Genomic DNA, 15,504 nt, shown 5'->3' with positions numbered 1-15,504 from the left:
CCTGGAACCCCGAGCTGCCGCACTTGACACGGCAGCTCTTTTTGTGTCTAAAAGGATTAGAAAGTGCTGCTCTTATACTGATGGGATCTGCTGAGACGGGGGATTATGGGGCGGTTACGCTTTTTCTTCTGGTTCAGCACTTCTGCATATGCAGCGTTCAGGTCCCTCACCTTGGGCAACTTCTTCAGGCCCAGCTTATCGAAAGCATCTTTAGCCGCTTTGTGCAGGGCGATCTCCTCCCGGTGGGCTTCCAGAAACTTTTTGCTGTATCCCGCCTTGCGGTAGGCCACATAGGTGTCGCGTGTCTTGGCGTACTGGATGATATGCGTTCGCAGGGTGCCGATCTCCTCCATCCGCTTTTCCGCTGACTTGATTTGCGCCCGCAAATCGTTGTGCCTTTCAGCCGCTGCCGCAGCCTTTGCCGCAAGCGCGGCGTAGTCCAGCAGGTCATGCTCCGACAAATAGGTCATGGTCTGGGCCATCTGCTTGAGGTTGAACACCTTGGCCCAGCGCTCATAACCTTTGCCCTTGCCCGCCTGGAGCTTGGCCTGAATGTCCACCAACAGGTTGACCTTGGGCACTGCAGGAGCGGCAGCCGTCACTTTGCGGGGTGTGTGCTCTCTGGCCCCGGCCAGAACGGCGGTCAAATCCTCCTGAGTGTAGCCTTCACTCAGGCTGCGCAGCCGGACCGGCTTTTTCCAGCCAGGCGCGCAAAGTGTGATGTGCTTGCCCCGGCGTTCCACAATGCAGCCGGACTTTTCCAGTTCCGCCAACAGGGCATCCATGTCGGCGGGCTTTTGTTCCAGCGCCCGGTCAATGGCGATGCGCAGCGTCTCCCGGTGGGAGGGCTTGGCGGCATCGCCCAGCCACTTGTTGTAGCTCTTGCTGTGAGGTTTTGGATTTTCCACAATGGAGTAGCCGTTTTCGATGCAGATGGTATCGCTCAGCCGCCGCACTGCCCGGGTGCTGCCCAGAAAATTGCGGAACTTGCGGTCGCAGTCCAGATTGACCGCATTCCAAATGATGTGATTATGAACGTGCGCCTTGTCGATGTGGGTGCAGACGACAAAGGCGTGGTTGCCCTTTGTGAAACGCCGTGCCAGCTCCTGCCCCAAGCGGTTGGCCTCCTCCGGCGTGATCTCGCCCGGCACAAAGGATTGCCGCAGGTGGTAGGCGATGATGTCATCCTTCCCGCGTACCCGGCCGGTGGCGGCGATATACTGCCGCTTGGCCAGTAGGAACTCGGCGTCTGCGATCTCGCCGTTGCACTGGTAGCTGGTCACGAGCCGCCCTTCATCCGTTTTGTCCGGGTTCTTCACATAGGCGATAATATCTCGGATAGCCCGCTTCATGGTTCGGCCCTTGCCCGTGTGCAGCGGCATGATACTTGTGGTTGCCATTATATCCTCCTAAAACAAAAAGAGCGGCCTGCTCGCGCAGGCCGCCGTAAGTTTTATGCAGCAAAATATGCACCTAAAGCCATGATCAAAAGAGCCGCCCAAAAGGAAAGACTCGGCATTTCCTGGAAGATCAGCAAAGACAAAAGCACGCCGATGAACGGCGAGATGGCATAATAGGCGCTGGTCTTGGCCGCCCCCAGTTTTCGCTGTGCGTAGACATAGAAGAAAATGCTCAATCCATAGGACACAAAGCCCAGCAGCAGCGCACACAAAATCAATCGCAGGGGTGGAAGCTGCTCTCCGACCACAAACGCAATCGCCAGTGAACCAAGCCCGGAACCAAAACCTTTCAGCACCACAATCTCCAGCGGGTCGCTTTGCGACATCATGCGGGTACAGTTGTTTTCAAACCCCCAGCAAATGCAGGCCAGCAGGACGAACAGCGAGCCTGTCGAGAAATGTAAGCTGGAAGCGTCCTCCATGGAAAGGATTGCACTGGAAAGAGTAATCAGTCCGATGGCCAGCCACAGGCGTTTACCGATGGCTTCCTTAAAGACAAGCAGCGCGATCACGGATGTGGCCACGATCTCAAAATTATTGATCAGAGAAGCGTTGGCCGACGTTGTAGATCTAAGCCCGATCATGAGGCAGATCGGTGCCGCAATATCCAGGACGATCATGCCGACGGCAAAGGGAAAGTCTTTGCGCGTCAATTTCTGTTCATTCTTCCCCATTTTCAGCTGCTGTCGAGCCATCCCGAGCAAAAGCATTCCAATACCCGCGCCCAGATAGAGCATTGCTGCCATCATGGTAGGCGTTGCTTCCTGCAGCAGAAGTTTGGATACCGGCGCATTAACAGCATAAAGCGCTGCAGCCAGTATCGCCCATAAAATGGACAAATGTTTGCTCATATCTCCCTCCTACTTAACAAACTTGTCAATGGCTTCCGACAAGTCCTGCAAGACTTTTGTGTCTCCTGTCTCAATGGACTCCACGACACAATGGTTGATGTGATCCTGCAAAATCATTTTGCCAACATTGTTGATGGCTCCCCGCACGGCGGCGATTTGGATCAGCACCTCGCTGCAGTCACGCCCTTCCTCTACCATTTTCTTTACACTCTCCAAATGTCCAATGGCACGGGAAAGTCTGTCGATCACTTTCTTTGTTTCGGTGTGGGGATGTGCGTGCGTCTTATCCATAAGAAACCTCCTTATCATATCCCCCCTGGGGGGATATGATAAGGATAGCACAAGCCGCAGGATTTGGCAATCCCGTATGATTCAATGGCCTCAAGAAATGCTCGCCAGTCGGTTCAGAACTTCACGCACGCTTTCCCAGAGCTGTTCCTGGCGCTTTGCGATGTCCTCCAGGTCCGCCTCGTAAACCCGCCCGGTAGTGTTGACCCGGCGCACCAGCTGGTTGAGGTTGCTGCTGTGCCTGCGCAGCAGAGAGAGCAGCTCTTTCAGTTCCGGCAAGTCTAGCCGGACGGCGTACCCATCCAGCGCCATTTTCCGCAGATAGGCTTCCCGGTTCAAGATGCCAAGCCGTTCCATCTTTTGCTCAATAACTTCCAATTCTTTCTCTGAAACACGGAAGTTGAGTTGGACGCCGCGCTTTCGCCGGGGCTGACTCACCGTTCCGGCACCTTCTTTTTGGGCACGGCCTGCACGGGTGATTTTTACATCAAAGTTCGGATATGACAAGTAGCGTCCTCCTTCCTCCCGGCGTCCGGGCAAAAAAGAGCAGGGAACCTGTTTCAAGGTTTCCTGCTCGGTGGTGCCGCCGGTGGGCGGCTGGTATTCAGTTTTGAAAGTTCAGATCAGGGTGGCCCGATATATTTTTATTTATCATTCTTCCTTATCCTCAATTTCTCGCTCAAAAATTGAATATTTCCAATCATCAGTTCCAGAAATCAATCTCCACCCTTGCTTACCATATTCGTTCAGCTTAGCAATATATCTGTCCAACTTAACATGAACATTAAACGAAGGCTCTGCGCTTAAATCTACGGTCATATACTCATATCTTTTCATTTCCAGTCTCCTTTTCAATTTCCAATTCGTCGTTGACTTCATTATACTTCATCGTTTCAGAAAAGTATAGCAGTCTATTGCAAAACTTACTGGACGGGAACAGCTTGCAGCGCAAGGTGTTTCCGGGCGGCAAGTCCACAAAGGGCTAGCTAGCGGCAGCCAGCGTAGGGGAAGTCCAGCTTCCCTGTGATGATTGACAGTGACCGGAACGCTGCGGGTAGTCATTCGCTTAAAGGGTGGTGTTCCATTCCTGATTGGTCATCTCTCGGGTTCCTCCTTTTTCTGGGCTTTATCACGGGCGGGCTTCTCAGTCGCAGCGGCTTTCAGCCCGGCAAGCACCGAGGGGCGATGTTCCTCGCCCCGCTCGTCCGGTTCGGTTTCTGGTTCTTCTCGCTCCGGCTCGGGGCGACTTTCCATGTTCAGCAAGGCGTCCAGTTCGGCCAGACGGGCGGATTTTTCGGCCAGCTCCGCTTCTTTGGGGAAAGGCTTTTCCACCTCAACTTGCGCCGCGTCCCGCTGCTGGTACAAAGTCTGCAGCTGGTTCTCAGCGCGGGCGATGCGGTCGGAGAAGCTGTCCAGCGCGTTATCCAGACGGGTCAGGTTGCCGCGGGCATCGGTGCCGAGGGGCACAAAGTGACTGGTTGCACCCCGCAGCACTGCCTGGTATTCGTTGCGGAAGGTATCAAAGCGCAGGTCGAGGCCAAAGCCCCGGTAACTGCCCAGCGTCACCGTCTCGGCGGTGGGCATTTCTTTGCAGGCCAGAAGCAACCGCTCGCCTGCGACCAATTTGTCCTCAAAGTGCATCCCTTTCACGGTCATACCGCAGAAGCCGTCCTTTACCTGTGGGTTCGATTCAACTACTTTTGCGTCCTGCTGCAGAGCGGCGATTTCCGCTTTCTGACACTGGATGCTGGCGGGAAACTCCTTGAGCAGCTTATCCTCCAGTCGGTACTTTTGGCTCTGGTGGTCGGCTTTCAAAACCTTCAGCTTCGCCACCTCCACATCCAGATTCATCTTTTCCTTGATGAGCGGGTTGCCGGCGCACAGCGCCTTGACCTCGGCATAACTGAGCACTTGCTCATCCACGTCCTCACAAGAACGGACGGGCGATTTCGAGGTCATGATCTGTCCGATGAATCGCTGTTTATTCTCAAGGGTCTGATAGAGGTAGGCGTCAAAAGTCCCCTCTGTTACATACTGATAAATCTGTACTTCTTTGTTCCGGTTGCCCTGCCGGATGATGCGGCCGTTGCGCTGGGTCATGTCAGAGGGTTTCCAGCCTACATCCAGATGATGAACGGCAACAAGACGGTCCTGCACGTTGGTGCCCGCCCCCATTTTTGCCGTACTGCCAAGCAAAATGCGCACCTGCCCGGTACGCACTTTGGAGAACAGCTCCTTCTTTTTTGCCTCGGTGTCGGCGGCGTGAATGAAGGCCACCTCGCTTTCCGGCACGCCCGCCGCCAGCAATTTTTTCTTCACATCATCGTAGACGTTGAACTGCCCATCGCCTTTTGGCGTGGACAAATCGCAGAACAAGAGCTGGGTCAGTCTATCCTCTTTGCCTTCTTCCCAAATGCGCAGGACATTTCGGACGCAAGCGTTCAGCTTGCTGTTTGGGTCGTCCGGCAAAAGCGGATTCATAAGGCGCTGGTCGAGGCCGATTTTGCGGCCATCATTTGTCACGCACAACATATTGTCCTCGGAAGCATCCACCATCCCGGCGTTGATCTTGCCTGCCCGCTCCGAAAGGGACTGCACCATTTCCTTTTGAATTTCAGAGGGCTTGACCAGCACTGTCTCGAACTTTGCCTCTGGTACTGGCAGGTGAAGCTGGTCCGAAGTCTTGATATCCGCCACCTCTTTGAACATGGTCATAAGTTCGGGGAGGTTGAAGAATTTCGCAAAGCGGGTCCGCGCGCGATAGCCGGTGCCCTCGGGGGCCAACTCGATAGAGGTGGTAGTCTCCCCGAAGGTGGACGCCCAGCAGTCAAAATGCGTCAATCCCTTTTGTTGCAACGTGCCGTACTGCAAATAACGCATGACCGTAAACAATTCGACCATTGAATTGCTCACAGGCGTACCCGTAGCGAATACCACGCCCCGGCCTCCGGTCAGCTCATCCATATATCGGCACTTGCCGAACATATCACTGGACTTCTGGGCCTCGGATGTGGACAAACCAGCGACATTGCGCATTTTTGTTACGAGAAACAAATTTTTGAAATGATGCGATTCGTCCACAAACAGCCTGTCTACGCCCAATTCTTCAAAGGTTACTACATCGTCCTTGCGCTCGGTGGCCCGCAGTTTTTCAAGTTTCATTTCCAGCTGCTTGCGGCTTTTCTCCATCTGCTTGATGGTGAATTTCTCCCCGGACGAATGTTTCAGTTCGGCAATGCCACTCTGGATCTCGTCGATCTGCTCCTGGATGATGCGCTCCTGCCGCTCAAAGGAAAGCGGGATTTTCTCAAACTGGCTGTGGCCGATGATGACCGCATCGTAGTCCCCGGTGGCAATGCGGGCGCAGAACTTCTTGCGGTTGGCCGTCTCAAAGTCCTTCTTGGACGCCACCAAGAGCTTTGCGCTGGGATAGAGGTGCAAAAACTCCTGCGCCCACTGAAGGGTCAGGTGGTTCGGCACCACGAAAAGGGACTTCTGGCACAGCCCCAGCCGCTTGGCTTCCATGGCAGAGGCCGCCATCTCGAAGGTCTTGCCTGCACCCACCTCGTGGGCCAGCAGGGTGTTGCCGCCGTAGAGCACATGGGCAATGGCGTTCCGCTGATGCTCCCGCAGGGTGATCTCCGGGTTCATACCCACGAAGTGAATGTGGCTGCCATCGTACTCCCGGGGCCGGGTGGAATTGAACAGCTCGTTGTACTGTTTAACCAAACTTTCACGCCGCTGGGGGTCCTGCCAGACCCAGTTTGCAAAGGCGTCCTTGATGGCCTGCTGCTTCTGACCGGCCAGCATGGTCTCCTTTTTGTTCAGCACCCGCTTGGGCTTGCCGCTGTCATCTTCCACCGTGTCGTAGACCCGCGCGTCCCGGAGGTTGAGGGTATCCTCCAGAATCTTGTAGGCACTGGCCCGGACAGTGCCGAAGGTCTCGTAGGCCATGACGTCATTGTGGCCTGTTTTGGTCTTTCCCTCGATCCGCCACTCTGCGGTGGCCGGGGAAAATTTGACTCGAATGGCGTACCTTAAATAAAAGGGGATCTGGAAGGTCTCGTTCATAAACTTCTGGATGATATCGGGCGAAATCCAGGTCGCCCCCAGCCGCACGTCGATTTCGGACGCCTCCAGCTCTTTGGGTTGGGCTTTGGTCAGAGCTTCCACGTTGACCTCAAAAGCCGGGTCATTCGCAGCGGCCAGCTTGGCGATTTGCAGCTTGTTGCGGACGTTGCCGGACAGGTACTCATCCGCAGTTTTCCAGTTCTGGTCGGAAGGGTCCTGGAAAATCACGCTCCGCAGCTCGCCAGTAATGCGCTCAAAATCTTCCGGCGTGCCCAACAGCTCGGCCATATAGGGCAGGTCCACCCGGCCTTTCTCGCCAATGGACACCGCCAGCGCCTCGGCAGGGGTATCCACATGGGTGACGGCACGCTCGGGCCGGATGGTCCGCTTTGTAAACATATCCGCCTTGCTCTTGAGTTTGCCGTTTTCGTCCAGATTCTCCAGCGAACACAGCAGATAATAGGAGGAATCGTCCTCAAAGAGCCGCCCGTTTTTGCGGTCGTTGAGCAGGCCATATTTTGCAGAAAAGGCGTCATATGCAGCGTTTAGCTCGGCCTGCTTGTCGGCAATGTCGGCATCCGGGAAATCTTCCAGCTGGTAGGCAATCAGCTCGTTGACGATGCTTCGTAGCCCCACCATCCCCTTGACCCGATCCTTCGCATCATCGCTCAGCTCCACTGGCGTCATGACCGAGTTCTCGCGGTAGTAAACTTCGCCCTCCACCACCGTATAGGAGAAGTTTTTGACGTTCGGGTCAGCTGGCAGGACGTCGGGTGCGCCCTCGTCCAGCTCGGTGTTCACTCGCTCCACCGCCTCATATCTGCCGTTGATATGGGCCATCGCGCTTTTAAGCTGTTCGGCCAGGTCGGCCCCCTCGATGGGGTTGACTGTCACATCCTCCCGGCCATATTGGGTGCTTTCGGCAGAAAGCTCGCCCAACACCATGTCCGGGTGATCCACAAAATACTGGTTGATGGTGAAGCCCTCGGGCGTTTGGCCCACCTGCACCCATTCCGGCTCCCGGTCGATAGGGCGGTCCAGCTTCTGGAGAAATAAGATATCCGAGACAACTTCCGTGCCTGCGTTGGCCTTGAAGGCGTTGTTGGGCAGCCGCACTGCCCCCAGCAGGTCGGCCCTCTGGGCCAGGTACTTGCGGGCGGAGCTGTCCTTGGAATCCATGGTGAAACGGCTGGTGACAAACGCCACGATACCGCCCGGCCGCACCTGGTCCAGAGCCTTGGCAAAGAAGTAGTTGTGGATGGAAAAACCAAGGTTGTTGTAGGCTTTGTCGTTGACTTTGTAATTACCGAAGGGCACGTTGCCCACGGCGAGGTCATAGAAATCCCGCTGGCTGGTGGTCTCAAAGCCTGCGACAGTAATGGTCGCTTCTGGGTAAAGCTGTCGGGCGATGCGGCCGGTGATACTGTCCAGCTCCACGCCATACAGGCGGCTGCCCTGCATGGACTCGGGCAGCATCCCGAAGAAGTTGCCTACGCCCATTGACGGCTCCAAAATGTTGCCGCTGGTGAACCCCATCTGCTCCACCGTGTCATAGATAGCCCGGATGACGGTAGGGCTGGTGTAGTGGGCATTCAGGGTGCTGGCCCGGGCGGCGGCGTACTCCTCGGGGGAAAGCAGCTCTTTCAGCTGCGTATACTCCTTGGCCCAGCTGTCCTTATCCGGGTCGAAAGCGTCCGCCAGCCCGCCCCAGCCGACGTACCGGGACAGGATTTCCTGTTCTTCCGGGGTCGCGTTCCTGTTCTCATTTTCCAAGGTTTGCAGAATGCGGATGGCCTCGATGTTGCGGGCAAACTTCTGCTTGGGCCCGCCCTCACCCAGATGCTCGTCGGTGATGCGGAAGTTTCGGGCCGGTGGGGCAGGAATTTCAGACTGCGGCTGGTCAACATGGAGCCGTTCGACCACCACATCGTAGGGCAGGTGTGTTTCCTCTGCCGGGTAAGCTGCCATCGGTTCCGTTGGAATGGCAGGCTGTGTGGTGAGCTGTTCTTTACGGGCTTCGATCTGGACCCAAAGGGCATCGCGCTGTTCATCGCTCAAGTTAAGATCCTCTGCCCATCGGTAATCCTGAGCCACCACTTCGAGGGCATCTGCATCAGCTGCGTGTTCAATGGATTTGCTCCAGTAGTCAAACTCCACCGTCTGGGCCAAAACAGCCTCCAGTTTTTCCAGCTCAGGTTGGGGCATCTTTTTCCAGATGTCATCTTCCTCACGCTGGCCGCTCCGGATGGTAAAGCCTTCTCCGTCATCGTGCTGGGAGACAGTATAGACGAGCGTATCCGGCACACCGTTGATCTTGCAGGACAGGTGATACTCTTTCTCCCGGGACACCGCCGAGTAGCTGCTGCTTTCCAGCCGGATGTCGGTTACATCTTCTGCCGTTAAGGTTTTCTGAAACTGGGCGGAAACAGTCTCCTTAGTTGCCTCAGCATCCGCCACCACCTGCCGAATAAAAGGGTCGCTGTCCAGCTTTTCCGGATCTATCACCTGGCCATTTATGATGCCGCGTTCGGCCAGCTTTTCCCGCAAAATTTCTCCTTCCGTGCGGGTATCATTTACCTCCGAAATAAACGGTTCTGTTTCGCTCAAATATCGTCCTGTAGCGATCAGGACGTGGATGCGCTTTTCAACCTCGGGCCATTTCAGACGTTGCTCCTGTCCGTTGGGATAGGAACGCAGTTTGATGCCGCTGGCATCATAGTCCAGAAAGCCATTGCTACCATCCTGAAACGTCCAGCTCCGGCCACCAGTACCGTATTCCTGCTTCAGAAAGGCGGTTCGCTCTTTGGCGCTGTGATTTTCAGCGTAGTAGGCCGCAATGCGCTCTTTGCCATGTTCAAATCCGCTGCCGGAGGCCAGGGCCGCCCACCAATCCGCCTCAGAAAAAGAAAAAGCGGAGACTTGTTCGGTCTCCGCTCGCTGGTCGATCTGTGCAATTTGCTCCGCCTCAGTGGCGAAAAAACTCAGTTGTAAATCAGCTCGTTCCGGATCACTTCCTCGGCCTGCGCTTTGCAGGCGTTCATCCGGCTGGTCCACTGCATCGGGTCGCGAGCTTTCAGCTCCTCCGTTGCGCCCGCTGCCTGCGTCAGTGCGGGCATCATCTGTTCGAGCCGCTGCTTCGCCGCTTGGTCGATCTCCGCCAGGTGCGGGTACAGTTTCCCGCTCAGCAGCAGGTGATTGTAGAGAATCGGCCGGCTCTCCTTGAGAAACGTCCGGCGCATCCGCCCGTACTTGCCCAAGGGCGTCTGCGGCTGATTCAGCTCGATGTTCGGGACCAGATAGTCCCCGTTCTGCGTGTACTGCAATGCTGTGCTGCTCATCCCAAAGTCTCCTTTCTTCTGCGATGTCGCGTTCCACCTGCCGGACCACCGCCGCGATCTGCAGCAGCACCTCGCGACTGCTCTCGCTGACGGCGGTGCCCAGGGCGGCCACGGTAGCCGGCGTGTCGAACGCATAAATGTTGCTAAATTCCTCGTGATCGAAGTGCTTTTCGGGACTGTACCCGCACCTTGACAAAAGAGCGAAGGTGGTGCTGGCGGTGACAGCCCGCTTGAAGGCAAGCCCTCTGTTGAGTTCATCGTACTCCTCCAGCATGGAATTTGCAAGGATGCCGCCAATCTTCTGTCTATGATCGGCCCAGTAGGCGTCCGCCAGCTGTCCCGCCGCATCCGCCAACTGCTGGGGCAGGGTGTCTGCGGTGGTGCCGTAACGGCGTTCCAGCATAGCCTTCACCGGGATTCCGTGGCGGTCCTCCAGTGTCCACAGCCAGGGGTCTCGGGAATTGGGCCGGGTGCCGGTGTCGGCCAGGTCGAACACATACCGCAGGCGCAGCCGGTCGCCCGTATCGTCCAGCAGGGCAATGCCCTTGGAGCCGCGCCGGACATAGCGGTTCATCCGGTCGTTCCAGACGTCATAACTGGCGCAGGCGGTGGCGTCCGGGCGCTGGGCATAGATCATGAGCTGGTCAGGGTAATGGTACTTGTACAGCCTGCTGGCTGTCGCTAAAAAGCCCGCCCAGCGCTCCCAGTTTCCGGTCAGGCGGCGGGCGGTGTCCTCGGCGAGTTGCGCGTAGTAGAGTGTTTTTTCGGACATGAAGCCTCCTTCCTTTTATTCCCGGCCCCTTTCTTTGGGCTTGCAGGGTAGTTTGGCCGTAGCTTCTTTGGGCCGCGTTTCTTTCAGCTCTTTTAACACCGATTTTCTCAGCATCGGCTTGAGGGGATGTTTCCAACGGCTGAAAGTCACATCCTTCGGCTCCATCGCGCCCGGTTCATAGGCGCGGACCCGGTCAAAGCCCAGGTCTTTCCGCATCTGCCGCAGGATGTCCATGACCTCGGGGCTTTGGTTGAGGGACGCCATCCGGGTATAATCGTCCACCAGGTAGTTTTGGCCCTGTCGCACATGGAGCAGGTCGGCGGCGCTGGGCGGGTCCTCCCGCTGGACGCCAAAGGTCAGCCGGGTGCCCGGCACTTCTTCGCTGTTGTAGGGTTCCGAGCGCAGCTCCCGGAAACGGGCTGCGGCCTGCTCATAGCTGTCGTAAAACTCGATGGGCGTATAGGGCTTGCTCCCCGCTGCACCGGTCCAGGTGGCAAGGTCGGGGATGATATAGCACTGCCATTTGCTGTCTTTTTCGTCTGCCATAAGCCCTCCCTCTCAAATAAAATCCGGGTACAATTCCAGCGCGTTGAACTCGGCATCGGTCATGCCGGCCAGTTTGTCCAGGGTGCTGTCGGTCAGGTCCCGCAGCTCCACCTCCGACCAGGTGAGATAGGTGCGCATCTCAGTTAAGACTTCGATGAGGCGCTCCCGGTTGCCGGTATTGTAAAGGGCCATCAGGTTGACTTCTTCGTAAGTGAAGTTTTTCATCGTGCGTCCCTCTCTTTGTGTTTCTTGGTTTTGACCCTGGGTGTGGTCTCTTTGGTCTGCTTAACTTGTGCAGTCACCGACTTTTGAGGCCGGGCCGCCTCTTTCATCTGCTCCAAAAAGCCCGGCAGCTCCTTGAAACCGATCCTGTCCACATAGAACGCCCCGGTCTGACCTTCGCGGTTCAGTACGACCACATCACTGACCGAAAGGCTGTGTCCCCGAAAACCTTCTGGACGCCTCAAATTGAACGTGAGGTACAGTTCCTCCAATGCCTCCACGTTGCTCATGCCGTAAAAGTACGCCGGGGTGTTGGCAAAGTAAACGGCCTCGTAGTGGTCGGGATTCGGTGTCTTGCCCATCTGCTCCAGACGGGCAAAGGATTCAAACCGCACATCTGCTGTCTCCTGCTCGTCTTTGAGCTGCAAAATCAGGTAAACGTTGCTTTCGGCGGCGAAAAACCGCTCCAAAACATCCTGCATCATCGTGCACCCCCGTTCTCAAATTCCATGCTGAACTTGGCCCGGCCGTCGGCCTCGGTGGTCATCAGGACGGAGGCGTTGTAGGTCTTGCCGGTGCGCTGGCTCTTGCAGTCCTTGAGGCGGGCGCGGCCGTCCCGCAGGAGTTTGTCCACCACCTGCCGGGTGGGGTGCTTGCCGAGGCGTGTAAAGAAGGCGTTATCCTTCCAGATGACAAAGCGGCACTCGCGGCTCGTGCAGAACCAGCCTTTTTCCCGCTCGGCCACCTCTGAGCCGCAGTGGAGGCAAGTGCCCACCACCGGCGCACCGCCGGCGGCCTTGGCGGGAGCGTTGGGGGTGTTGGCGTACTGATTGACGAGAGATTTCATCATAGATTCGATTTCCTCCATAAACTGTTCGGGCGCATACTGGCCCTTCTCGATTTGTGTAAGCTTCGTTTCCCATTCGGCAGTCATGGCCGGGGATTTGAGCTGTTCGGGCATCGCGGCGATGAGGGTGCGGCCTTTCTCGGAGGGAATAAGGTGCTTTGCCTTGCCGCCGCCCTCCCGGGCCAGAAAACCTTTCTGTACCAGCTTTTCGATGGTGGCCGCCCGGGTGGCAGGCGTCCCGATGCCCTGGCGCTCGGCTTCTTCTGGCATGGTGTCCGCGCCGGCGGATTCCATCGCGGCCAGCAAGGTGTCCTCGGTGAAATGCTTGGGCGGGGTGGTGCGCCCCTCTTTCAGCTCGGCGTCCAAAATGGGAAGCGTTTCCTTGTCCTGTACTTCTGTCAGAACTTCCAAATTTTCCTCGACCTTTTCGGCGGTATCCCCAAGGATAACCCGCTCTACAGCCTTCCAGCCCTCGTCCAGAACTGTCTTGCCTTTGGCTGTGAAAGTCTGCCCGGCACACTCAAACTGCATCGTAGTATCGGCGTAGCGATACGGCTCACCCACGGAGGCCAGTAATCGGGTGGCGATGAGGCGGAGAATACTGGCCTCGCCAACAGGCAAAGAAGAAAGGTCAGCCCCGGTCACGCTCTGCGTCGGCAGAATGGCGTGGTGGTCGCTGACCTTTTGGTTATTGATGACCTGCTTTGCATGGACCGGAATAGCCCCCCGAAATCCAAACGCTGCCGCGGTGTCCATGACCAGGCCGGGCAGGCCCGCCGCCATGTCCTCGGTGAGATAGCGGCTGTCGGTGCGGGGGTAAGTGACGAGCTTTTTCTCATAGAGCGCCTGGGTATAATCGAGGGTCTGTTGGGCCGAATAGCCCAGCAGCCGGTTGGCGTCCCGCTGCAAAGTAGTCAGGTCGTAGAGGGTCGGCGGGCGCTCGGATTTCTCTCTGCGCTCGCTCTTTTGCACAAGGGCCCGGCTGCTTTTCCGGCATTCTGCCAGAAGTTTTTCGGCCTGGGCTTTCTCTTTGAAACGTTCACTGGACGCCATGCAGCCTCCTGTCTGTAACTGGATGATATAAAACGGTTCCGGTTTGAAGGCCGCAATCGCCGCTTCCCGCTCCACCGTCATGGCAAGCGTTGGGGTCATGACCCGGCCCACATTGAGGGTGACGCCATGCAGGCATGAAAAAAGCCGGGTGGCGTTGATGCCGACCAACCAGTCGGCACGCTCCCGGCAAAGGGCTGCTTTGTACAGCGAATCGTATTCGGTTGAGGGCTTCAAATTGGCAAAGCCCGCCCGGATAGCGGCGTCCTCCATACTGCTGATCCAGAGGCGGGAAACAGGCTTGCGGCACCCGCACTGGTGATAGACCAGGCGGAAGATCAGCTCGCCCTCCCGCCCGGCGTCGGTGGCGCAGACGATGCGGTCCACGTCCGCCCGGTGCATGAGCTTGCACAAAACATCAAACTGCTTTTTGGTGGAACTGCTCACAAGGTACTGCCACCTCTCGGGCAGGATGGGCAGGTCGGCGCGGTCCCAGCGTTCCAAGCGCGGGTCATATACGCCGGGCGGGGCCAGCTCCACCAAATGGCCCACGCACCAGCTGATAAGGTAGCCGCCTCCCTCCAGATAGCCGTCACGGCGGGTGGTGGCTCCCAGGACCTTCGAGACGGTGCGGGCGACAGAGGGTTTCTCGGTAATAATCAGGTTATGCAAAGAAATTTCTCCTTTTTGTTCTGAAAATAAAAACAGCCCTGTGATTTTGCACAGAGCTGTGAGTAATTATTCGAGCTTTTCCCAAGGGTTAAGGCCCATTTCTTCCCATGTCACGCCATAAGGAGCGCCGCCAGAAGTGTAACCGGCGATAAAGAAGAATCGGTCATCTTGCCAATCAGGAAGATCGTTCAGGCGCTCTTGCTGCGCTTTCAGCTTTTTCTTCTTTGCCCGCCTCCTTGCACGCTTCATGGCAAGTTTTTCGGCTTCCGTCTTTTTTACTTTGGGCTTGGGAGGCTCCGGCAGGCCGTTCTTTTCGATTCGCTCCGCAAAATGAGCCTGCTTTTTCCGAAACACCGCCAGTAGATCTTCAAAGGAAGCCTTTGGAGCAGTGCCATGCAGCTTGGGATAAAGTTCCCGGCACATAGGCTCCAGCAATTCTTCCGGGGGCATCTGCTGGTGTTCTTTGTAGTATTTGCAGACCGCCTCAAACATCCACCTGGATATTCTGGCTTTTTGTGTCTGTTTCAACTTTTTATACGGGACCTGTGGCTGCGGCGGCTTTTTTCGAGTAGGTTTTTCCTCTGTATCCGTTGTCATCGCATTTGGCTTGTCTGTTGCTATTACACCCATCGGATTGTCCCCTTACGCAAGCATCTTTCCCTCAAGATAAGAACAGCGCAGGTAATCGGGGTTGGTATAGTACACATTCGAGTTGAAGTCCGAAATCTCATCCGAAATAAAGGAAGAGAAAATATCAATGATGCCTTGGGCCGCATCCTCGTTTTTCATGGTGGACAGCACAAGTTCCTGGTAGAGCATCCCGATGGAAAGGAAAGAAGGCACTTCATACCGGCATTCCTTCACCGTGTCAAAATCCCCATCGGAAATCCCATAGTCCTCAATCAGCTCATCTGCTACCTGTTCAAAAGAAAGGCAGTGATTGACTTCTGCCAGACGGAGCTGGCGCTCAACGTCCGCCTTGGAAAAGTGCCGGATCACATCCTGCCGGTGGTTCTTGGTTTTGCGGGCGATGAACTCGATCAGGCTGCAAACATAGTAAATATCATCTCTCTGTTTTTCCGTCATGGATGTGCTCACTCCTTTCAAAGGTCAGGCAGCGCAACGCATTGACCGTGTGGAAACTGATCTGGTGGGTCGGATGTTTGAAGCGTGCATATTCCCAAAAAACGCTTCTGGAAATTTTGCCAGAAATAAAGCCGTTGACAAAATCCCAAATGGTATCGTCCGCCATTGGCCCCTCTACAATATTGCCCCTATACCCGAATTGACAGACAGAGAAAAGAGTCGTAAACTGGAAAGCAAAGGAGCACACGTTATGGAACAGAAGAAAACGAAAAAACGAACAGCGCCCCCACGGTACGACGAT

General features: G+C 56.1%; 13 protein-coding genes and 1 pseudogene. All 14 read right to left on the bottom strand.

Annotation, left to right across the window (positions count from 1 at the left end):
• Positions 1-119: 119 nt before the first annotated feature.
• A pseudogene (locus B5E66_RS12010) lies at positions 120-1,400 on the bottom strand (relaxase/mobilization nuclease domain-containing protein); the annotation flags it as partial.
• A gap of 53 nt (positions 1,401-1,453) precedes the next feature.
• Entirely contained in the window at positions 1,454-2,311 is an 858-nt protein-coding gene (locus B5E66_RS12005) for a DMT family transporter (RefSeq protein ID WP_087233488.1), read from the bottom strand.
• A 9-nt stretch (positions 2,312-2,320) separates the two neighbouring features.
• The gene (locus B5E66_RS12000; RefSeq protein WP_087233485.1) at positions 2,321-2,602 is read right to left on the bottom strand and encodes a metal-sensing transcriptional repressor; all 282 of its coding nucleotides are present in this window, start codon (positions 2,600-2,602) and stop codon (positions 2,321-2,323) included.
• A 90-nt stretch (positions 2,603-2,692) separates the two neighbouring features.
• The gene (locus B5E66_RS11995) at positions 2,693-3,037 is read right to left on the bottom strand and encodes a plasmid mobilization protein (protein ID WP_242958190.1); all 345 of its coding nucleotides are present in this window, start codon (positions 3,035-3,037) and stop codon (positions 2,693-2,695) included.
• Positions 3,038-3,250: 213 nt separating this feature from the next.
• Entirely contained in the window at positions 3,251-3,436 is a 186-nt protein-coding gene (locus B5E66_RS11990; protein WP_204876404.1) for a DUF4177 domain-containing protein, read from the bottom strand.
• A 258-nt stretch (positions 3,437-3,694) separates the two neighbouring features.
• Positions 3,695-9,724 carry a DEAD/DEAH box helicase family protein gene (locus tag B5E66_RS11985; RefSeq protein WP_242958188.1) on the bottom strand — a complete coding sequence of 2,010 codons (6,030 nt, stop codon included), beginning with the start codon at positions 9,722-9,724 and terminating at the stop codon, positions 3,695-3,697.
• A complete protein-coding gene (locus B5E66_RS13455; protein ID WP_242958186.1) occupies positions 9,652-10,008 on the bottom strand; it encodes a TnpV protein in 357 nt (118 codons plus the stop codon). Before B5E66_RS13455 ends, B5E66_RS11985 begins: the two co-directional genes overlap by 73 nt.
• 787 nt (positions 10,009-10,795) lie before the next feature.
• Complete coding sequence (locus tag B5E66_RS11980) at positions 10,796-11,326, bottom strand: hypothetical protein (RefSeq protein ID WP_087233478.1); 531 nt, start codon at positions 11,324-11,326, stop codon at positions 10,796-10,798.
• 12 nt (positions 11,327-11,338) lie between these two features.
• The gene (locus tag B5E66_RS11975; RefSeq protein WP_087233475.1) at positions 11,339-11,551 is read right to left on the bottom strand and encodes a transposon-transfer assisting family protein; all 213 of its coding nucleotides are present in this window, start codon (positions 11,549-11,551) and stop codon (positions 11,339-11,341) included.
• Positions 11,548-12,033 carry a YodL domain-containing protein gene (locus tag B5E66_RS11970; protein ID WP_087233472.1) on the bottom strand — a complete coding sequence of 162 codons (486 nt, stop codon included), beginning with the start codon at positions 12,031-12,033 and terminating at the stop codon, positions 11,548-11,550. Before B5E66_RS11970 ends, B5E66_RS11975 begins: the two co-directional genes overlap by 4 nt.
• On the bottom strand, positions 12,030-14,123 hold the full coding sequence (locus B5E66_RS11965; protein WP_446718515.1) for a DNA topoisomerase 3: 2,094 nt from the start codon (positions 14,121-14,123) through the stop codon (positions 12,030-12,032). The genes B5E66_RS11970 and B5E66_RS11965 overlap by 4 nt, the downstream gene beginning before the upstream one ends.
• Positions 14,124-14,183: 60 nt before the next feature.
• A complete protein-coding gene (locus tag B5E66_RS13450) occupies positions 14,184-14,747 on the bottom strand; it encodes a hypothetical protein (protein WP_242958184.1) in 564 nt (187 codons plus the stop codon).
• A gap of 12 nt (positions 14,748-14,759) precedes the next feature.
• Positions 14,760-15,203 (bottom strand): hypothetical protein, encoded by a 444-nt coding sequence (locus B5E66_RS11955; protein ID WP_087233466.1) that lies wholly within the window; start codon positions 15,201-15,203, stop codon positions 14,760-14,762.
• A partial coding sequence (locus B5E66_RS13445) for a DUF3990 domain-containing protein (protein ID WP_242958182.1) occupies positions 15,181-15,504 on the bottom strand: 324 nt, incomplete at its 5' end. The genes B5E66_RS13445 and B5E66_RS11955, both read right to left, overlap by 23 nt.

It is taken from the genome of Faecalibacterium sp. An121, from assembly GCF_002160915.1.
Lineage (GTDB): Bacteria > Bacillota > Clostridia > Oscillospirales > Ruminococcaceae > Faecalibacterium > Faecalibacterium avium.
The sequence above is the reverse complement of the archived record's forward strand: the minus strand, read 5'-3'. Positions and strand labels throughout refer to the sequence as shown.